General features: G+C 43.7%; 14 protein-coding genes and 1 riboswitch. Of the genes, 7 read left to right on the forward strand and 7 right to left on the reverse strand.

All coding sequences use genetic code 11. The features are described 5' to 3' along the window. Positions 1-12: 12 nt before the first annotated feature. From AB4Z30_RS21395 to AB4Z30_RS21405, 3 genes are all read left to right on the forward strand, one after another. Positions 13-975, forward strand: a complete 963-nt coding sequence (locus AB4Z30_RS21395) for an alpha/beta hydrolase (protein ID WP_441929480.1) — start codon at positions 13-15, stop codon at positions 973-975. Positions 976-1,165: 190 nt separating this feature from the next. Next, positions 1,166-3,568 carry a YcdB/YcdC domain-containing protein gene (locus AB4Z30_RS21400; protein WP_441929481.1) on the forward strand — a complete coding sequence of 801 codons (2,403 nt, stop codon included), beginning with the start codon at positions 1,166-1,168 and terminating at the stop codon, positions 3,566-3,568. Between the two features lie 248 nt (positions 3,569-3,816). Further along, positions 3,817-4,944, forward strand: a complete 1,128-nt coding sequence (locus AB4Z30_RS21405) for a transglutaminase domain-containing protein (RefSeq protein ID WP_441929482.1) — start codon at positions 3,817-3,819, stop codon at positions 4,942-4,944. Between the two features lie 153 nt (positions 4,945-5,097). On the opposite strand, the gene AB4Z30_RS21410 is transcribed toward AB4Z30_RS21405, so the two are convergent. The 6 genes from AB4Z30_RS21410 to AB4Z30_RS21435 all read right to left on the reverse strand — a co-directional run bounded on the left by AB4Z30_RS21410 (position 5,098) and on the right by AB4Z30_RS21435 (position 13,407). Then, the gene (locus AB4Z30_RS21410) at positions 5,098-7,392 is read right to left on the reverse strand and encodes a preprotein translocase subunit SecA (RefSeq protein WP_441929483.1); all 2,295 of its coding nucleotides are present in this window, start codon (positions 7,390-7,392) and stop codon (positions 5,098-5,100) included. A gap of 23 nt (positions 7,393-7,415) precedes the next feature. Continuing rightward, positions 7,416-8,126 (reverse strand): ABC transporter permease, encoded by a 711-nt coding sequence (locus tag AB4Z30_RS21415; RefSeq protein ID WP_441929484.1) that lies wholly within the window; start codon positions 8,124-8,126, stop codon positions 7,416-7,418. Beyond that, complete coding sequence (locus AB4Z30_RS21420; RefSeq protein WP_441929485.1) at positions 8,123-8,968, reverse strand: ABC transporter ATP-binding protein; 846 nt, start codon at positions 8,966-8,968, stop codon at positions 8,123-8,125. The genes AB4Z30_RS21415 and AB4Z30_RS21420 overlap by 4 nt, the downstream gene beginning before the upstream one ends. 137 nt (positions 8,969-9,105) lie before the next feature. Further along, complete coding sequence (locus AB4Z30_RS21425) at positions 9,106-10,041, reverse strand: LytTR family transcriptional regulator DNA-binding domain-containing protein (RefSeq protein ID WP_441929486.1); 936 nt, start codon at positions 10,039-10,041, stop codon at positions 9,106-9,108. A gap of 230 nt (positions 10,042-10,271) precedes the next feature. Continuing rightward, a complete protein-coding gene (locus tag AB4Z30_RS21430; protein ID WP_441929487.1) occupies positions 10,272-11,762 on the reverse strand; it encodes an amino acid permease in 1,491 nt (496 codons plus the stop codon). 113 nt (positions 11,763-11,875) lie between these two features. Next, positions 11,876-12,094: riboswitch (Lysine riboswitch) on the reverse strand. A gap of 170 nt (positions 12,095-12,264) precedes the next feature. Next, entirely contained in the window at positions 12,265-13,407 is a 1,143-nt protein-coding gene (locus tag AB4Z30_RS21435) for a virulence factor (RefSeq protein WP_441929488.1), read from the reverse strand. Between the two features lie 255 nt (positions 13,408-13,662). On the opposite strand from AB4Z30_RS21435, the gene AB4Z30_RS21440 reads away from it, so the two are divergent. Then, on the forward strand, positions 13,663-14,079 hold the full coding sequence (locus tag AB4Z30_RS21440) for a hypothetical protein (RefSeq protein ID WP_441929489.1): 417 nt from the start codon (positions 13,663-13,665) through the stop codon (positions 14,077-14,079). An 80-nt stretch (positions 14,080-14,159) separates the two neighbouring features. Here AB4Z30_RS21440 and AB4Z30_RS21445 read toward each other — a convergent pair whose 3' ends face one another. Beyond that, complete coding sequence (locus tag AB4Z30_RS21445) at positions 14,160-14,858, reverse strand: response regulator transcription factor (RefSeq protein WP_441929490.1); 699 nt, start codon at positions 14,856-14,858, stop codon at positions 14,160-14,162. A gap of 479 nt (positions 14,859-15,337) precedes the next feature. Here AB4Z30_RS21445 and AB4Z30_RS21450 point away from each other — a divergent pair, with 479 nt between their 5' ends. Genes AB4Z30_RS21450 through AB4Z30_RS21460 form a run of 3 tightly spaced genes read left to right on the forward strand, consistent with a single transcriptional unit; the run spans position 15,338 to position 18,947 of the window. Further along, positions 15,338-16,462: a glycosyltransferase gene (locus tag AB4Z30_RS21450; RefSeq protein ID WP_441929491.1), complete on the forward strand. Its 1,125-nt coding sequence runs from the start codon at positions 15,338-15,340 to the stop codon at positions 16,460-16,462. Further along, positions 16,459-17,757: an oligosaccharide flippase family protein gene (locus AB4Z30_RS21455; protein WP_441929492.1), complete on the forward strand. Its 1,299-nt coding sequence runs from the start codon at positions 16,459-16,461 to the stop codon at positions 17,755-17,757. The genes AB4Z30_RS21450 and AB4Z30_RS21455 overlap by 4 nt, the downstream gene beginning before the upstream one ends. Then, positions 17,754-18,947, forward strand: coding sequence for a glycosyltransferase family 4 protein (locus AB4Z30_RS21460; RefSeq protein WP_441929493.1), 1,194 nt, complete (start codon positions 17,754-17,756; stop codon positions 18,945-18,947). The genes AB4Z30_RS21455 and AB4Z30_RS21460 overlap by 4 nt, the downstream gene beginning before the upstream one ends. Positions 18,948-18,968 lie beyond the last annotated feature (21 nt).

Below are 18,968 nucleotides of genomic sequence, written 5' to 3' on the forward strand. Positions count from 1 at the left end.
GAGAGAGACCTTGTGAAAGCGAGAACGATGATTGGTAGTATGTTGGCTGTGGCCGCTGTAACGGCGGGAGGGTTATGGCAGGCAGCAGTCAAAAGCCAGACACCCAAAAAAATTCCGATTACGTTGACTCCGCCGATGCCTTTTGAGGATATAACCTTTGAAAGTGGAGGGGGACAGGTGCAAGGCTGGTTTATTCCAGCGAGGCCCGATGTTCCAAAGCCTTGGCCGCTCGTCATTATCGCTCATGGCTGGGGTTCCAATCGTTCCCGTGTATTGCGGTATGCGCGCCCCATTTGGGAAGCTGGATATGCACTGTTCATGTATGATGTGCGCAGCCATGGAGCCAGTGATGCGGTTCGCGCTGCATCGGCCTATCTGTTCAGAGACGATCTGCTGGCTGCGCTGACCTATGTATCAGGCCGATCTGAGGTTGACCCGGAAGCGATCGCTGTGTTAGGGCACTCATTGGGTGGACTGGGAACGATTCTTGCACTTACAGAAGGCATCCCGGTTTCCGCTGTGGTCACTGATTCCATGCCATCCCAGTTTCAGGTTATCGTCAGTTCGGAACTGAGACGCCGGCGTCTGCCGCTGTTCCCGCTGGCACAGTTGATCCCCCGAATATGGTTTTGGCGGCTAGGTGAGTCCTTGAAGACATATCAGCAGAATGATGCAGTAATGATGCTGAATGAAAGGCGAAGAGGTATGCAATTACCGCTATTGATGGTGCATTCGAAAGGGGATAATTTTATCCCGCCGAGTGAACTGGAATATTTTATGTCCAAAGCAGATCCGCCTGTAGAGCATCTTTGGGTCAACAGTGAGGGGCATAGCTGCTCTGAGGAAGACCCGGCTTTCTGGGAAACGGTGATTCCGTTTTTGAAAATGCATGTTCGTTCTATATCGGAACCAATAGCGCAGGACGGAGTTGCAACAGAGCAGGATGAGACGGATTTGCATCATAGTATAGGTTAGTATTGAAAACGCCAACTTGATTGGCGTTTTTTTGTTTTGTCTTTACAATATACAGAAATTCACAATTGTAAAATTGCCCGGAAAACAGCGATTAAAATGGGAGCTTATGGTATCATAGATTAGAATGTCAAAATTCATGCGAGAGATTAATCATACATCCTGCATGAAATCGAAGGGAGAGGTAACCATTTTGAGTTGGGATTGGAACATGAATGGAAGGCTTAAAACGTTCACAGCCAAAGCCGCAGCAACAGCAATGGCAACTCTGCTGTTTACGACACAGGCACCGGGTTTGACGGGGAGCGCATCTGCTGCTCAGGCGGAAGCTGGCTCAGTGAATGAAGCAGTGTCGGGGGAAAATGATCAACTAGACGTAACAAGCAATGACGTGCCGGAGGGAGCAAAGATTTCATCCAGGCAAGCCGCTGACAATATATTAAAGCTGTTCCCGTTATTAAAAAAAGCGGCGATCTCATCCGCAAAGTTTGATTCACCAAATTCCTATCCGCCGCCGGATTACAAGGCGTGGGATATTGGATTCCAAATTGTACAAGGCAATCACTCCATGGGATTCAGCGCAAGTGTACATGCAGGTACTGGGGAAGTACTTAGCGTACATTTGCCCTCTGAATTTGTGGAGAGTCAGCTATCATCGGTAGCTGATGTTCAATTGACCAAGGAAGAAGCAGAAAAAGCCGCTTTGGAACTGCTGCATCAGGCGATTCCTGGACTTAAGGAAGGGCAGTATGAACCGCTAGGTGACCAATATTCACCAGCGGAGCAGCAAGCATTGTTTGGCCGCAATCAATATCAATTTGTCTATAACCTAAAACATGACGGGGTTATTTCGGATGCAGAGACAGTCTACATAAGTGTGGATGAGAGAGGGCAGGCAACATCGTATTCGCGATCTACCATCTCCGCGAAATATCCGTCCTCCAAACCGAAGGCATCGGAAGAACAGGCCAGAAAAGTGTTTGAGGATGGGTTTGATGTTGAGCTGGCATATATCTCAAAAGAAAGTTTGTCTTCCAGACAGGGGCAGCAATACGTTCTTGGTTATTTACCCAAAGATGATAGTATGGGGCCGATTAACGCTAACACATTAGACCGAATTGATGTGCTGACCGGAAAATCCGTGGACAAGAGCAATTCACAGCATAACAAAAAAGTGACAGGTAATGTGCCGGCATTTACCGCAGCCAGCGGTCAGCGCTTAAATGTACAACAGGCAGTAGAGCGGGTTGCAGCGAGCTTTGACATACCTAAGGATTACAAACTCGAGCACAGCCAATTAACCAAAGGTTCCTACGGCAATGCGAACAACCAGGTATGGAGTCTAAGCTGGAGCAATCGAAATGCGAACATATCCTATATGTTCATGCGTGATATTTCGGCTCAGGTCGATGCGGTTACAGGACAGGTCTACAGCTATAACTTGATGCAACGGGTTGGACCAGAGATGGGTCAGGAAAAGCCTTCTCAAGAGAAGGAGAGTAAGACAGTTACTTCTCAACAAGCCGAGAAGCTGGCGATGAATACGATCATTGCTGCTGTGCCGCAGGCAAAAGAGCAGTATCAGCTGAGCAGAGTCCTTGAAATAGACGATGCTCGTACGTTTGTGTTTCAGCGTTATCTGAATGGAATTCGGGTTCAGGATGACACGGCACAAGTGCAGGTGAAGAACAACGGGAACATTACCGAATTTTATACACGCTTGGCGGCATCGCCTGAACAACTTCCGGCAGATACCACACCTGCAATCCGCTACGAAGAAGCCAAGGAACTTTATCTGAAGAAATATACGTTAACGCTGAATTATGCCCGTTACGGTGGATACGGCTTGGGTTCTGGTAGTTCTGTACCTGTCGGAGTGAATTTGGCTTACGTACCTGTGAGTGGCAAGAAATCTCTCTATAATTTGAACGAATTGCTGGATGCCAATTCAGGTCAATGGTTCTTCATGTACGGTCTGAATCATGCGGCATCTCAGGTAGAACCAACAGATATTGCGGGCCACATTGCTGAAACAGCCTTGCGTAACATGACAAAGCATAAGGTGTTGCTTGCCGATGAACAGGGACGTGTGCTCCCGGATCGGGTCATTACCCGTGGAGACTGGTTCAACTATCTGGCAAGAGCAATTAATCCGAACTTGGATATGTATTATAACAGTGATAGTAATGACAAGCTTTTTGCTGATGTGACTATAGAGAGTCCGTATTACAAGGCAGTGAAGGTCCTGATGGATCAACGCTGGATCGGTGGAGCTGACCCTGAAAAGCAGCTAAAACCTGAAGAAGAAATGACACGTGAGGAATTGGCTGTAGTGTTGATGCGGATTCTGCGTTATGAGAAGCTCGCTGGTTTCTATATGCAACCATCAGATTTGCCTAACATTGCAGATGCGAGTGCAATCAATAATAAGGGAGCCGTTTCCTTGAGTCTGAAGCTTGGTTTATTACCTTCCATTGAGGGAAGATTCATGCCTGCACGCAAAGTAACGGTAGCTGAGGCTTCTCAAGTTCTGGAACGACTTGCCAAGTTGCAGGGTAAGACGGACACGTTTATGAGTGGTAGCCGGCTTTATTGATTCCAACCTTAACTAACTATTTCTACGAATCTGTACGAATTTAAAAGTAGTTCATAATTTGCTTTTGGAAGACATAGGATGAAGAGAAGCGGGAAACATGATGACAGCAACTAAAGATCAAGGGGCCTTCCGAGAAGGTCCCTTTTCAAATTGAATAGACCAATATGAGAAATATAGAACAAGGAATGCAAGACCTTTTATGATACAATAGGGCATGAGAATGTTACGAAGAAGGGTGGGGTCCTTTCATGGGTAAGAACGGTAAACGAGTGATCACCATGTTGCTGGCAGGCTGTCTCGTTGCGGCTTGGCTACCGCGTACGGTTGATCTGGATCAATTGTATGCTGCGTCGGGAACTTCCGAACTATCTACAGCGACGGATTTGCGTCAGACACTGTTGAATGCAATGTCACAACGGACAGAGAAAGTAGTGTTTACCTATAAGGGGAATGTAAAGGGCCTCAAGAAACAGCTGCAGACCTCTATCGACGAGGCAATGAAGAGCGACCCCTACATCCAATATACAGTGAAAAGTTATGCGTTTAACTATAAAGGATCGAACACGTCAGCCGAGGTGGATGTGACCCTTACTTACCGGGAGACGAAGGCACAGACTGATTATGTGAATCGGAAAGTAGCTAATGTGCTCAAAGAAATCATTAAACCCGGTATGACGAGCCATGAGAAGGTTAAAGTGATTCATGACTGGATTGTACTGAATCTTGCTTATGATACGTCATTACAAAAATATACGGCTTACGATGGACTTGCTACAGGCAGTACCGTATGCCAAGGATACTCCTTGCTTACTTACCGCATGCTGGAGCGCGTTGGGATTGAAAATCGCATCGTTGAAGGTAAGGCAGGCGGGCAACTCCATGCCTGGAATCTGGTGAAACTGGATGGCAAATGGTATCATCTCGATACAACATGGGATGATCCAACGCCTGATCGCAAAGGTGTGGTTAGCCATAATTATTATCTGCTTAGTGATAAAGAGATGGCGCGTGATCATGTCTGGACAGGCAAAAACAAATACCCTGCAGCTTATGCACCTTACCGAGACGCTCTGCTTAAACTGGTGAAGTCGGATGGGAACAAGCAGGCGGTTTATGAGAAGCTCTACCGTGCTCTGGAGTACTCCCTATACGATGAACAGGATGCAGTCAAGGAACGGGCAGTGCTCAAAACCAAAGTACAGAGTGTACTGAAAGAGGGCGGCACTTCGCTTACGTTCAGGTACAAAGGGACGGAGAGCAGTTTGGTCGAAGATTTGCAGGATTTGTACCAGCTTGGAATGAAATCCATCTCTTATTTTGTCTCCAAGATGGAAGGTACAACAGACCTGCGTGTCAAAATTAATTGGACTTTGTAAGGAACTGGATAGGGTTTTTAGTCTTACCACAGCGAAAAAAAGTATATGAATAGCAACGTGCTTTCAATGATTAGAGCGCTCCTTATGAGGGGCGCTCTTTGTGATGTTTGCAATTGAATGCTAAGAATACGCCCGTCTAGTCTATATGCTGTATCAAAATTTTTCCCATCCAAACACTGGCCTCAAAATCTTATGTAGCCAATAGGCCATGATTGTGGCAGGTGTCCATGAACCAGGATTCAACAAATATTGCTGATATTGATCATTGATAATGTATGTCCAAGTGGAAGGAGGGGTGCTTAGTCCAAACTTCTCCCATAATGCGGGATCATTGGAACCCCCTATTTGGGACAACATATCTGCAGACTTCTTATCTATTTCAGAGGGGATCTGCTCGTAAGCTAGAATAATTTGATGATGGAATTCATCAATCGGATTTTTTTCAGCAAGACCTGTTAGATGAATGCTCTCACGGATGAAAGATGCGTAGGCCAAATGATCAGCCCAAAGCTGATCCATATAAAAAAGTCTCACCCGTTGCTCCGAAGGGCTTATTGGCAGTACCCTCTTCAGGATTTGGACCCTTTTCTCATACAAATGGCGTCTCTGAACCTCGATGATATCGGAGTAACTGTTCAGTTCCTGCTGGAGATGGAAGTTTTGGCTCATAATTCTACGCTGAATCAGGTCTATTTTTTCACAGAGTACCGGATCTTCAAGAGGTTCATTCTGCTTAAGTGTACTCTTCATGAGATCGGAACCAAATTGAAGTAACATCTCATCTTCCAAACTTAAGAAAAAGACAGAAGCTCCGGGGTCACCTTGGCGGCCAGCCCGTCCGCGCAGTTGGTTGTCGATCCGTACGTTTTGGTTCATATTCGTGCCAATCACGTACAAACCGCCCAGTTGGGCTACTGCTTCACCCTGTTCGGACTTACCGCCACCAAGCTGAATATCGATGCCTCTTCCCGCCATATTCGTAGAAACCGTTACTGCGCCGAGTACTCCCGCTTTGGCAATAATCTCGGCCTCTTCAGCATCATTCTTTGCGTTCAGAACATGGCAAGGTACCTGGGCATCTGCCAGCGATTCAGCGARAATAACAGATTCTTCAACACTCGATGTACCAATGAGTATTGGACGTCCTGTTGAGTGGGTAGATATCACTTCTTGGATAAGAGCTTTAAATTTGGCTTCTTTATGAGTATATATGCGATGCGGATGATCAATCCGTATGTTTGTTCGATTCGGCGGGATGTTTACAACCTGCAGGTTATAAATGTTTTTAAATTCTAATGCTGAAGCCTGCGCGGTAGCTGTCATTCCACAAATCTTTGGATAAAGACTAAGGAAATGTTGGAGTGTGATTGTGCCGAGGACCTTTCCTCCCGTTTTTACAGGTAGTTCCTCTTTGGCGTAAAGCGCGGTCTGCAGGCCCTCCGGCAAATGCCTGTTCTCCGCAACACGTCCGGTATACTCGTCGATTAATTTGATTTCTCCATCATGAACGATATAATCGATGTCTCTTTTCAGTAATAGTGCTGCATGCAACGCGCAGTTCAACGACATTAACAAATGACTATTTGATTCTTCATACAAGTTGCCGCAACCCAGTAACAATTCCACTTTAGCTGAACCAGCTTCATTTAAATAAACATTTCGTTTAAATTCATCAAAGTCATAATGCTCATTTTCATGCAGTTCCCTCACTAATGCTACTAATGAATTCCTTTCACCATCAGTGGTATCTGGTTCACCAGCGATGACTAGAGGCACACGTGCTTCGTCAAGTAGCAATGAATCTGCTTCGTCAACGATAACGTAGTGGAAAGGACGATGTACAGTATGGGCTTCAACCAATGCGATGGTGTCCCGAAGATAATCAAATCCAGCTTCTTTGGCTGTAACGTAGGTGATATCCGCAGCGTACGCTTCCCGTTTCTGTGTCATACTCATGCTGGCTTTAACGGAAGCAACCGTCAATCCAAGCAAGGAATAGATCGGTTCCATCCAAGTCGCGTCACGATTGGCCAAATAATCGTTAAATGTTAGTACATGAACACCTTTGCCTGTTAATGCATGCAGATAAGCAGGCATGACAGCTGAGAGAGTTTTCCCTTCTCCAGTGTGCTGCTCAATCAGGAATCCCTCGTATAGAGCGAAGGCAGCCATAATTTGAACATCATAAGGTTGTAATCCAAGGGTTCTACTCCCTGCCTCACAAACCATTGCATAAGCATCAACAAGCAGCTCGTCCATTGGCCTGCCAGCTTGTACTTCCTTTTTTAACCGGAGAGATTCCGCTTGTAGTTGTCTATCGTTCCACGCATGCATTTCCTTTTGCTGTTGTCTGACAAGAATGGCTTTGTCTCGATAGCCTTTCAATCTTAGCTGATCTTCACGCTTCCTGAATTTCTGAATGAATTTGATGACAGTATGTAGTGGCATGAGATTGATATACCTCCTTATTTCTATTCATCCTTTAAGCGCCGTTGGTATAGCACTACAGAGACAACCGTTACTACAACCGTCCATGACATAATAAAGAGAAGAGGTTTTGTCAGATCTTCCACCGTAAAGCCTGTACGGGGCACATTCAGTAGATGTACAAGCTGGCTGCTTGGCATATAATTCAGTACTTTGAGAATCGGATAGTCATTCTCAAATACGGCTCCCCACGGTGCCCCGGAGAAGATAATGGAGACAGGCAGTATAGAAAAGGAGGCATCCACCAGTGTTTTGGAGTATAAACCACAGATTGTTCCGAGTGACGTGTACAAAATAATCGAAAAGAGGGTTGCTGCCACAAACGCCCACAGGCTGGGTGGTTTATACCCCAATATAAGGATAGAAATACTCAAAGCAATAGTAGACAGTACAAAAACGAGCGCACTTTTACCGATTAATACATCTAAGGTTGTTGCTGGCGTCATCATTAATGAGCGTAATGTGCTGCGTTCCTTTTCTTCTGCGAACAAACAAGCCTGTGCAAAGCATGTGAGAAGGACAAACGAGAGATTGAGAAGAAAGCCGATCGCTCCAGGCAAATTTGGACCTGCACCTCGAAAAATAATAGCAAAAATAATGGGAACGAATAACATGATGGAGAGACCATAATTTCGTGTGAACTCCTTATAATCTTTCACAAAAATTGCACGTGCGCGTTTCAATGAGAAATTCATAATAGCTCACTTCCAGTCATTTTTATGAAAATATCGCTGAGGCTGGGCTCTTTTGTTTCTATACGATTAATTAATCCCGATTTCATCCAAAGAGAAATTTGGTCGGCTGTTTCCTCGTTGATTGGTAACTCGTATGATTCCTCATTAATTAGTTCAACACAAACTATATGTTCCCGATGCTGATGTTTAAGCTCCTTGGGTGTTCCGATGACCCTCACCTGTCCCTGAAACAAGATTGCTATACGGCTGCACAGCAGTTCTGCTTGTGCCATATCATGCGTGGTTAAAAAAATCGTTGTTCCATTTGAATTCAAACACCGTAATCCTTCATAGATATGTGCTGCGTTAACTGGGTCTAAAGCCGAGGTAGGTTCATCCAAAAATAACAGTTCCGGCTCATGAATAATGGCCAGTGCCAAGAGGAGCCGCTGGCGCATTCCTTTGGATAAGAGCTTCACCTTCTTTTTTCGTTCTCCGCTTAAGTTTACAAGTTGTAGTGCCTTCTCAATTGAAGATGTCGGTAAACTGTAGAGCTGGCGGTAGAGCTGCAGATTCTCCTCTATTGTTAATCGCTCATATAAGCCGCTATTATCAGTCAAAATACCAAAACGCATCTTTTGTACTGATTGAAGCATCTTCTCCGCTGGTTCGTTAAATACGTAAACTTGTCCACTTGTTGAATTTAATTGTGCTGTCAGCAGCTTTATTAATGTTGTTTTTCCTGAACCACTTGGCCCTAGGAAGCCGAATATTTCTCCCTTAGCAATGGAAAAAGATACATCAGAGAGTACAGCCCTCGATCCAAATTTTTTCCCGATATGTTCAACACGTATAACTGCCATTTACACCACTTCCTTAGCGTTTATGGCTTAACTATATAGAGATTAGCTGTTCCCAGCTATTCGAATCCCCTGAAATGTAGCTGTTTTGTGCTGAATTGTACCCAGAAGTGATTGACTGAGTCGTTATAGGTGCAACATCAAAGATTAAGAAGTGATTTTAAATCCTGTAATTTCGTTCGAGACAATGGGACAACCGTATCTTTGCCTGTATGTAATCGAAGACTATAACTATTTTTCGACCATGTAATGATCTCTCTTATTTTTTGCAGATTAACAATGTAGGATCGATGGCATCTGAAAAAGCCGAAATTCGCGAGTCGCTGCTCAAGCTCAGTTAGCGTCAAGGTACAGTCATAATTTTCACCATCTACATGGACAAGAACGGAACCCTCTATACTTTCGATAAAATCAATTTCAGGGGGATTGAATAAAATGACTTTGTTATTCCTTTTTGTATAAATTTTTTGCAAGGTGATATTAACTAAATCTGGGTCCTTCGCTTCTGGTTTATCCTCTTCTGAATCCTGAATATCCATTTGCTGAAATCCAAGCTTATTTAATCGATAAATGACATTGCATGATATAAGGGCGTCTTCAAAATTTGAAGTAATAACTAGAATCTGCTTTTCTTTCGAAAGGTCATCAATAATACGTTTGAACTGACGACGTTCGTGTTCTTCCAAGAAAAAAAAGGGCTCCTCTAATACGAGTGTAGGCTGATGGGCAAAGTAGGCACGCAATAGAGTCACATACATCCTTTTGGAGGGGGTTAGATTTTTGATTTTTACTTTTCGCTCTTCCTTTAATTCAAAATAGTCTAACAGATGAGTGGTAAGCTCATGATGCTCGGTTACGTTGATTAGAAATGTGATTAGTTCCTCTACTGTTAAGTGTAGATATTCGTTTTGCTGTGCTCGAAAAATATAATATAGTGAACGATCCAGCAGTTGATTAATTAAAATCTGCTTTCGCTTCAGGTCGGTTATGATGCCAAATACTTGGTCATATGTCATGTTTAATTCAAACGCCGGTAGAAATGATTCTCCATCTTGATAAACAGTTTGAAATTGCATGTGAGCCTCCTAACACTGCTTTTGAATATATGAAACAATCACATTATTATAATGTTGGCATAATTCTTTGTCATCCTTCATTAAAACATAAATCTAACTATTACAGAGAAACATATGGCTCTTTCGAAATGGCGTTAGTCCACTTACATTCCTTTATAAAAATAGAAATCCCCTATTCTACGAAGAGGTTTTCTCTTTGTAGAACAGGGGATGAGTATACATGGTAAGCTCTACTTTTTGATACCTGGCAGTTCAGCAGGTGTGAAGTCACATTCCTGCAGCGGGACAACTTTGGTCTTTTTGATCCATTTGTAACCAAGCCATAGAACCAGGAATAGCGGCACACTCAGATAAGCGACAAGGACTCCGCTCCAGTCGATCTGATCGCCTAAAAATGCCTGATAGTTCTGTCCCAGAATAACGATGATACACAGGACAAAAGCAAAGATTGGTCCAAACGGGAACCACCGCGCACGGTAAGGCAGATCTCTTAGATCGCGACCTTGTGCAACATAGGCTCGCCGGAAGCGGTAATGGCTAATTGCAATACCAAGCCAAGTAATGAATCCACACATGCCGGATGCATTCAACAGCCATGTATACACAATGCCGTCACCGAAGAGGGAAGCCAGAAATGCAAGCATGCCCACAGCGGTTGTGACAAGCAGGGCATTCATGGGAATGCCCCGTTTATTCAGCCTGCCAAGGAAACGAGGAGCTTTACCATCCCGAGCTAGCGCATAGAGCACCCGACTTGAGGCGTACATCCCGGAATTGCCGGCTGAGAGCACAGAAGTCAGGATGACGGCATTCATAACAGAGGCCGCAATGGCAAGTCCTGCTTTTTCGAAGACGAGTGTAAACGGACTGACACCGATGTTTTCCAAATCATCTTTGAGCAGATTCGGGTGCGTGTACGGAATAATCAAACTGATGACAGTGATGGCCAAAATGTAAAAGATCAGAATGCGCCAGAAGACCTGACGAATGGCACGTGGCACGTTTTCGCGTGGGTTCTCGCTTTCACCAGCGGCGACACCGATTAGCTCTGTTCCCTGGAAGGAGAAACCAGCGGCCATAAACACGCCTAGTACAGTGAAGAATCCGCCGTGAAATGGTGCATCCCCGATGGTAAAGTTGCTGAAGCCGACAGCTTCACCGCCCAGAATACCAAAAATCATCAACACGCCGACGCTCAGGAAGATGATGACGGTAGCCACTTTAATAATGGCAAACCAATATTCCGATTCCCCATATCCTTTGACAGATAGGATATTCAAAGCAAAGATCATTACCAGAAACAGTAAACTCCATAACATAGAGGAGCTTTCCGGGAACCAGTATTTGATAAGTACTGTAGCAGCAGCGAGTTCGGCGGCAATCGTCACCGCCCAGTTGTACCAGAAGTTCCAGCCCATGGCGAAGCCCAGAGCGGGATCAACGAAACGTGCCGCATACGTATTAAAAGAACCGGAGTCCGGCATAAAGGTTGCGAGTTCACCCAAGCTGGTCATCAGGAAATAAACCATAATGCCCACAGCCGCGTAGGCAATTAATGCACCGCCGGGGCCGGCAGTGGAGATGGCTGTACCACTTGCCAGAAACAGCCCGGTACCAATGGAGCCGCCCAAGGCGATCATAGTCATGTGACGTGCACGCAAACCTTTTTTCAGGGTAGGTCCGGTTGTAGTTGTGTGTGATTGGTTGCTGCGRTCTTGCATGGAAACACTCCTTCATTTGTATTGCTGATGCAGATCATAAACTCCCATAAACAAAAAAGACCACAGGCATGAGCCAGCGGTCTTGATATCTATATCCGCACCATGTCCCAGATGATTAAGATAGCTCAACACAGAAGAAGTCATACCTTTTTAGAAAAAGATACGAATACTTGCTGTGACAGTTCTGCACCTTTCGGCTGCAGCCCCAGCTCACCGGACCGATAAAGGAACGTCCAGCGAGCTTCGGCGGGTACACCTTTCGGCTGATCTCAACAGCGGCTCCTAACGCCTTCTTCAGCTTACTGATCGCACCCGCGACCTCTACCTCACCATGCAATGGATGAGGTGTATCTATTGTTTATGAAATTAGAAATCACGCTTTGAGCAGCGTGTAACCTGTTAATCAAACAGACAACAAGTATACCGCTCATTGATTTACAGTGCAATAACAAATGTTGGAGTTTACTCTAAAGGCCCCATAAAGAACATTGGATAGAACAGATTAATCCTGCTTTTTATTCCGTCCTGCCATCTGTTGCCACACGGTTCCGGCAGCTTGTTCACCAGATTCAATGCGTTCCAGCGCCATTTTGGCTTGCAAACTTACTTCAAATTCAGGATCTTCCGCGGCGAGACGTAAAGCCTGCTCCGCTTCTTCGGTTCCGACTTCATACAGAAAACGAGCTGCACGCCAGCGCACAAGTTTGCTCTTGTCCGTTAACGTTTCAATCATAGCCGGTGTGGCAGCAGGGTCACCGATGTCTGACAATGTATCCCCGGCAGTACGCCGTACAGCGGGAGAACTGTCCCGAAGTGCTTCGTACAGAAGTTCCATTGCCTCAGCTGTACGAATATCCCCCAGATAAACAACAGCCAAACGGCGAATTTGCATTTTGCTGTCATGTAGCGCCTGAGCTACCAGAGGCAGTTTTTCCTCTGTTGGCTCCATACCATCCAGTGCAGCGTAGCGCACATTCCAGTCTTCGCTCTGAAGAGCTGCTTCCAGTTCCGGCCCAGCCAGCGCACGCCGATGCTCAACGAATTCTTCTGTATTCGTACCATGAGCAATAGCTTGCTGAATAACCTGCTCCAATCGTTCCGGCGGGTAGGCTGCTTCCAGTTCCTGCTCAACTTCACGCGCAATTTCTGGCAACTCTCCATAACGTACCCCATAATCGCTCAACTTCCGCTCTTTGATTAGCGTGGCGCTCGCAACCTCCGTAACGGCTTTGACGAAACGGTCTGAGAGTGAGATTCGTTCTTCTTTCGTTCCGGCTTTGACACGAATCTGCATAGGCACTCCCCGGAAAAACTGTACAAAAACTTGTGCCTCTCCAAAATGCTCGCCTGAAGCATCTTCGGAGTCAATCCAGTCCAGACTTACACCTTGCTGACCGAGACGGCTCTGTACTTCACCAAGAATAAAAGACCAATCTGCATTGCCTTTACGATCCAGTGCAACGAAGTCAGTTGTGTGGAACACACTTTTCACGCCCGGAATGTGGAGCATCTGGCGAATAAACGCCGGGGCTGAACGTTCGTTGTCCAGTGTATAAGTTCTACGAATCCCGTCTTCCAGACGTTCGTCGAGATGGAGCATCATCGTATTTGGACTTGGTGTTGGTTCAATGGAAACGATATTCATGGGTGAAACCTCCTATAATACCAGATTGATACATAACCTCCCGTAAAATATATCACACGGGTGACTTTATTTTAACGGACACCTCTATTTTACATGAAATTAGGAAAACTACGAAATTACATGCCGAGAAGAAGCATCGGCGTAGGTATGTGAAGAATTACGAAGATTGTTAACACTTCTTTCATGTTCGTGCACAAACATTTTTAAATGAAACCTGACATAATATCGATTAAGAAGCTATTGGAGGTTATACCTATGGAGCCTGTTACTGTGCTAACGGATGGAGAGCGTTGTATTGACTATGAGAAAATCAAACCATTGTTTGAGGATTGGATTGCTTCAGCGCCATCGGATTCAGTAAAGGGAACAGGAAGAGGGGATTGGGAAAATTCCAGTTTTTGCATTGTGGATTACAGGAACGCTGAACAGGCAATATCCGCGGCGAAAGCCATTCGTGCTTTTGTACCGGATGTGCCTCTACTGGTCATTACCGATTTTACATCCTTGGTTCGTAAGCGTCATCTGCAGCAGATTACAGGTATTGGTGTTATGAAATTGATGCTCTGGAATAAACAAGACCCCGATCAATTGGTTAGCGGCATTGAGAAGTGGCTGCAAACATTTGGGTATGAAACACCAATAACCATGCCTTCCGCTCTACACATCAGGTAAAACGAAAGAAGCATGGTGCTTGCACAGTTTTTATACAGTTTTGTCATGTTTATGTTTTTGGCGTATTTATCGAAGACTATTTAGACCATATATTTATAGCCTGTACCCCATACCGTTTTAATATAACGGGGATTTTTGGGGTCGGGCTCTATTTTTTTGCGAAGACTTGAGATATGTACGTCGATAGTTCGATCCAGATAGGCGCGTTCCGAGCCTTTGATTCGATCCATCAGTTCATTGCGGGTAAAAACTTTGCCCGGATTCCGATACAATTCCTTCATAATCTCGAATTCTATATGGGTTACTTCAATTTCTAGACCATTCACAAACAATGTTCTACGATATTCGTTCACTTTAATCTGTCCCATAACCATTTCGGGTTCGTCCTCTTGTGGAGGCTTGACCTGATATGTAATGATCGAGCGGCGAAGTAACGCTTTAATTCGAGCGTCCAACTCCTTCAAGCTAAATGGCTTACAGAGAAAGTCATCAACTCCATTTTGTAATGCTTGCAATCTATCATTTAGCATAGTACTTGCAGAAATCATCAGTATAGGTACTGTGGAATTTTGGCGAAAAGCATCGACAATGTCGTTTCCGTCCATTTCTGGGAGCATGAGGTCGGTTACGACAATGTCAGGTTGAAACTGGGAAAATAGATGAAGTGCCTCACGGGCATGATGAGCCCGCTCCGTTATGTATCCTTCCTCCTCGAGAAAAAAGGCAATCATATCAGCCAAATTTTTCTCATCTTCGATAAGAAGTACTTTAATAGACATAGCTCCACACTCCTGGTGAAAAGTAATTTGTTAAGAAAGTACAAAATAGATGCATGAAAATATTGTAAATATTTATTTTTTTATTCGCGATACAGGTAAAATATAGTTATTTTATGAAGTGATTCACTATTATTATGTAGTTTAACATGTGCTTTCTAATTTGCCGATCCTTAAAAATTCCCAAACATCTGCTTGAGACTATTGGATCAGAACGAGCACAGAAAGGCTGGGCAGAAGAAATGGAAAGGAATGCGACAATATAATTCAATATATTCATCTATAATACCATATTGAAACGTATTATACGTATACTATGTCACATAATTGCCTCCTAATTCGTCGGAGGGTATAAATGTCGAGTGAGGGAAAATTATGAAGAGAATACAATCATTTTTATAATAAATTCATATGTACAAACAAACATTCTTAATCATTAATTGGGAAAATAGAACTATGAAATTTTGTTTGGAGGCGTGACTATGGACCCTGTTTTTGTTCTGAGTGATGACGGAAGAAGGATTAAGTTCAAAGAAATTGTTCATTTTTATAATGTAATAATAGGTGACGCTCTATTTAAGCCGGAAGGTAAGCATTTCGAGAAGATAAGCTGTAGTATTGTGGATTACAAGGATCCTGAGGAGGCAGTTTCGGCTGCTAACGCCATTCGTGCTTTTCATCCTCAGCTACCTCTGTTAATTATTACGGATATGCATTCAGGCTTACATGATCAGCATATGTTACGTATTAAGGGGGTTGGAAGGATCCGACTTTTACATTGGAATGCCAATTATCCGGATAAATTAATTACAGACATTCAAAGTTTACTACATCCTGAGTATCCTGCTAAAAGCACACATATCGCTTTTGTGTTGTCGGTGTATAACGAAGAACAACGATTTGCATATGTAGAAAGCTTTTGTCGTAAGTTACAAGATTATATCTGTACACACGTTATCGAAGGATCTTTATACCTTATTGATGATGGAAGTGGAGACCGAACTTTGGAATTAATTCAAACGTTAGAGAAAGAGACAACGTTGTCCATTAACCGGATAAACCGTGATGTTAGTCCACTGTTGAATGCCAAAGAATTAGGCAGAAACACAAGAAAAGCAGGCACATACCTGGAAGGGATGAAGGAAGTCGAAGCAGACTATTTTGTTTTTGTGGACGCGGATGACTCGTTTTTCATTGAAGATATTGCTCGTATGATCAACATTGTGCGTCTGGGCTATTACGATATGATAACGGGAACCAAAGATACATCAGCAGAAAACCGGCCCTGGATTCGGGTAGGACTAAGTTTTTGTAAAAGGTTGATCTCTAAACCGTTTTTGCCTGATGGAGTTGTAGATTCACAGACGGGGTTGAAAGTTTTAAGTGCAGTGGCGGTTAGAAGATTGTTTCCACATCTGAAAGAGAACCTTGGATTAGCTGTAGACCTTGAAATGATGTTTATCGCAAAAAGGCTTAAATTAAGAGTACTTCAACTACCAGTTGCATGTATTGACCGGGAAGGATCACATATTCATGTCTGGAAGGACTCCATACGTTTCCTTAGGTCCATCGCAGACATATGGCGTTTAGATCGGCGAATTAGATGAATGATACTAAAGCGAGGTATCGTTGGCGTGTAGTAGTTTTTCCTTTTTTTAATGTGTTATTAAATGCCTTTAATTTTTTATTTCATATTTTGGCTGGGCGTTACTTATCTTCCGAGCAATATGGACAGGTGAATGCCTTACTGGCCTTATTTGCATTACTGTCCGTGGTAGGTTTATCTGTTCAGCTTGTAATTGCAAAGTTGTCATTGCAGAGAGCCGATGAAGCTGTTATTCCTGCACCGAGGATCATATCACTTATCGCAATAGCAATTAGCATTTTGCTCCTGTTATTTCTCTCTTTAGCAACTAAGGTTTTGGAGTCAAGTGTATTGGCCTATCTTTGGTTAGTTATAATCGTAGGACTTCATATAATAACCAGTTACCATAGAGGTGTTATGCAAGGGAAGGGTTACTTACTTAAATTGAATGTTAACTTTTATGCAGAAGTTGGAGGGAAGTTATTTTTCGTTTTTTTCTTTGTCTTATGTACAAAAGAAGGTCTTAATGTAGAACGCCTGATGTTCACCGTCATGATGGGTATGCTTATCTCGGCTATACATGGTTATTGGACAAGCAAGGCCGGTGCTGGATTAAATCCCCGTAAAGATTCTGCTTCCAACCTGCCTTGGAACCAGATCGCCAAAGATCTGGGGCATTCATTTGTTCTGAACTGCTGCATCTTATTTTTTTTATCCGTGGACATGCTGGTTGTGCATCATTATTTACCTGAGCAATCAGGAGAGTATGCAGTTGCATTAAAGTATGGACAACTTGTCTATTTTGCTGGGTTTAGTATCATTACAGCCCTTGTTCCACGAATCAATATTATTCTTTCTCATACCGATCAAGAAGAGAGGGGAAAAAACAAGAAGTTAACAATTATGATAACGGGATATACAATTTGTATTTTTTTTGGACTGATGGGATATATCCTTTTCAACTCGTTGTGGTTACCACAAACGATTCCTATGCTGTTTGGCCCGGATTATTGGGGTGCTTCATCCATCTTGGTGCCCATTGGAACGGTATATGCTATCTTCTCGGTGCTCGTGTTCTTGGCTTATCTTCATATGCTCTCTGGAAACTCCCGTCTCATGGTTTGGCTCATCGCTGGGGCCGGATGCATAGTCACTGTATTTATATTTAATCACCGTAATTTAATGCAAATCGTGCTTAATGAAATAATGGTTTACAGCTTGTTGGTCTTAGGGCTGCTGGTAGATTGGTTATTTTATAAAAGGAAAATTAAGGTGACCAAGCCGATACATTTGGATTCAAGGGGGAGACGAACGTGAAATCAAAAATACAATTATCTAATCAGGTCGTATTACTGCTATCCTGGCGTGATATCCTTGCTCCTCGCAGAGGTGGAGCGGAGGTGTTTACCCATGAAATGCTAAAGCGTTCAACCTTAAAGCAATTTCAATATGTCCACTTTTCTCCAATGTATCCGGGTTCTGAGCGAGTTGAGATGATTGACGATGTACTTTATTTAAGAGCAGGGAACATTTGGACTGTCATCCTGCATGCAGCTAGTTTTTATCGGAAACACCGAAAAAAAATAAAATATGTTGTTAATCAATGTAACACTCATCAGTTTTTCACACGGTTCTGGGTACCGCGTGCCAAAAGATTGTTTTTCATTCACCAAACAACCCGAGAAATATGGTTTCAGAATATGGGCTTTATCAAGGGATTGCCGGGTTATTTAATGGAACCAACCTTACTCCGCTTGGCAAAACACGATCGTACGATTACAGTCTCAGCCTCTACTCGAAATGCTCTAATTCATCATGGATTTCATCCAGACCATGTACAAATTATTCCTGAAGGCATTGAATTCGAGCATTGGCCACATGAGAATTGGCTTCCCAAGCAGGCAAATCCGACTTTTTTGTACATTGGACGTTTTGTGAAGTATAAAGGGATTGATTATGTTGTTGAAGCCTTTGGCAAATTGAAACAAAAATATCCTACTGCAACCTTATGGATTGCTGGTAAGACAAATGAACAATACCTTAATCAGGAACTCCAACCAATTATGGAACGTTACGGGTTGAGTTCAAATAAGGGGACCGAAGAGGACGATTTAAGTATGTCTAAAATGAAGGCTGACGTTATTTTTCATGGATTTGTCACGGAAGAACGTAAACTGGAGTTAATGAGCCGAGCACATATACTTGTTTTCCCATCACAAAGAGAAGGATGGGGATTGACCATTACCGAAGCAGCTGCTGTAGGAACCCCTAGTCTAGTGAGTAACTCACCAGGTTTGGTAGATGCCGTGGATTACGGACGTAGTGGATACATGGTTGCTCATGGGGATGTAGATGCACTATGCAAACAAATGATTGATGTGATTGACCGCCCGGGGGAGTATGAGAGAATTCGTGCTTGTGCCTATGAATACGCAAAGCAATTTCATTTTGATCATACAGGTCAGGCATTTGGAGAGTGGTTGGGACGGATAAGCCATTCATCCTGAATCCAAGTGGGAAATTACATA

It is taken from the genome of Paenibacillus sp. 2TAF8 (assembly GCF_052114825.1).
Classification (GTDB): domain Bacteria; phylum Bacillota; class Bacilli; order Paenibacillales; family Paenibacillaceae; genus Paenibacillus.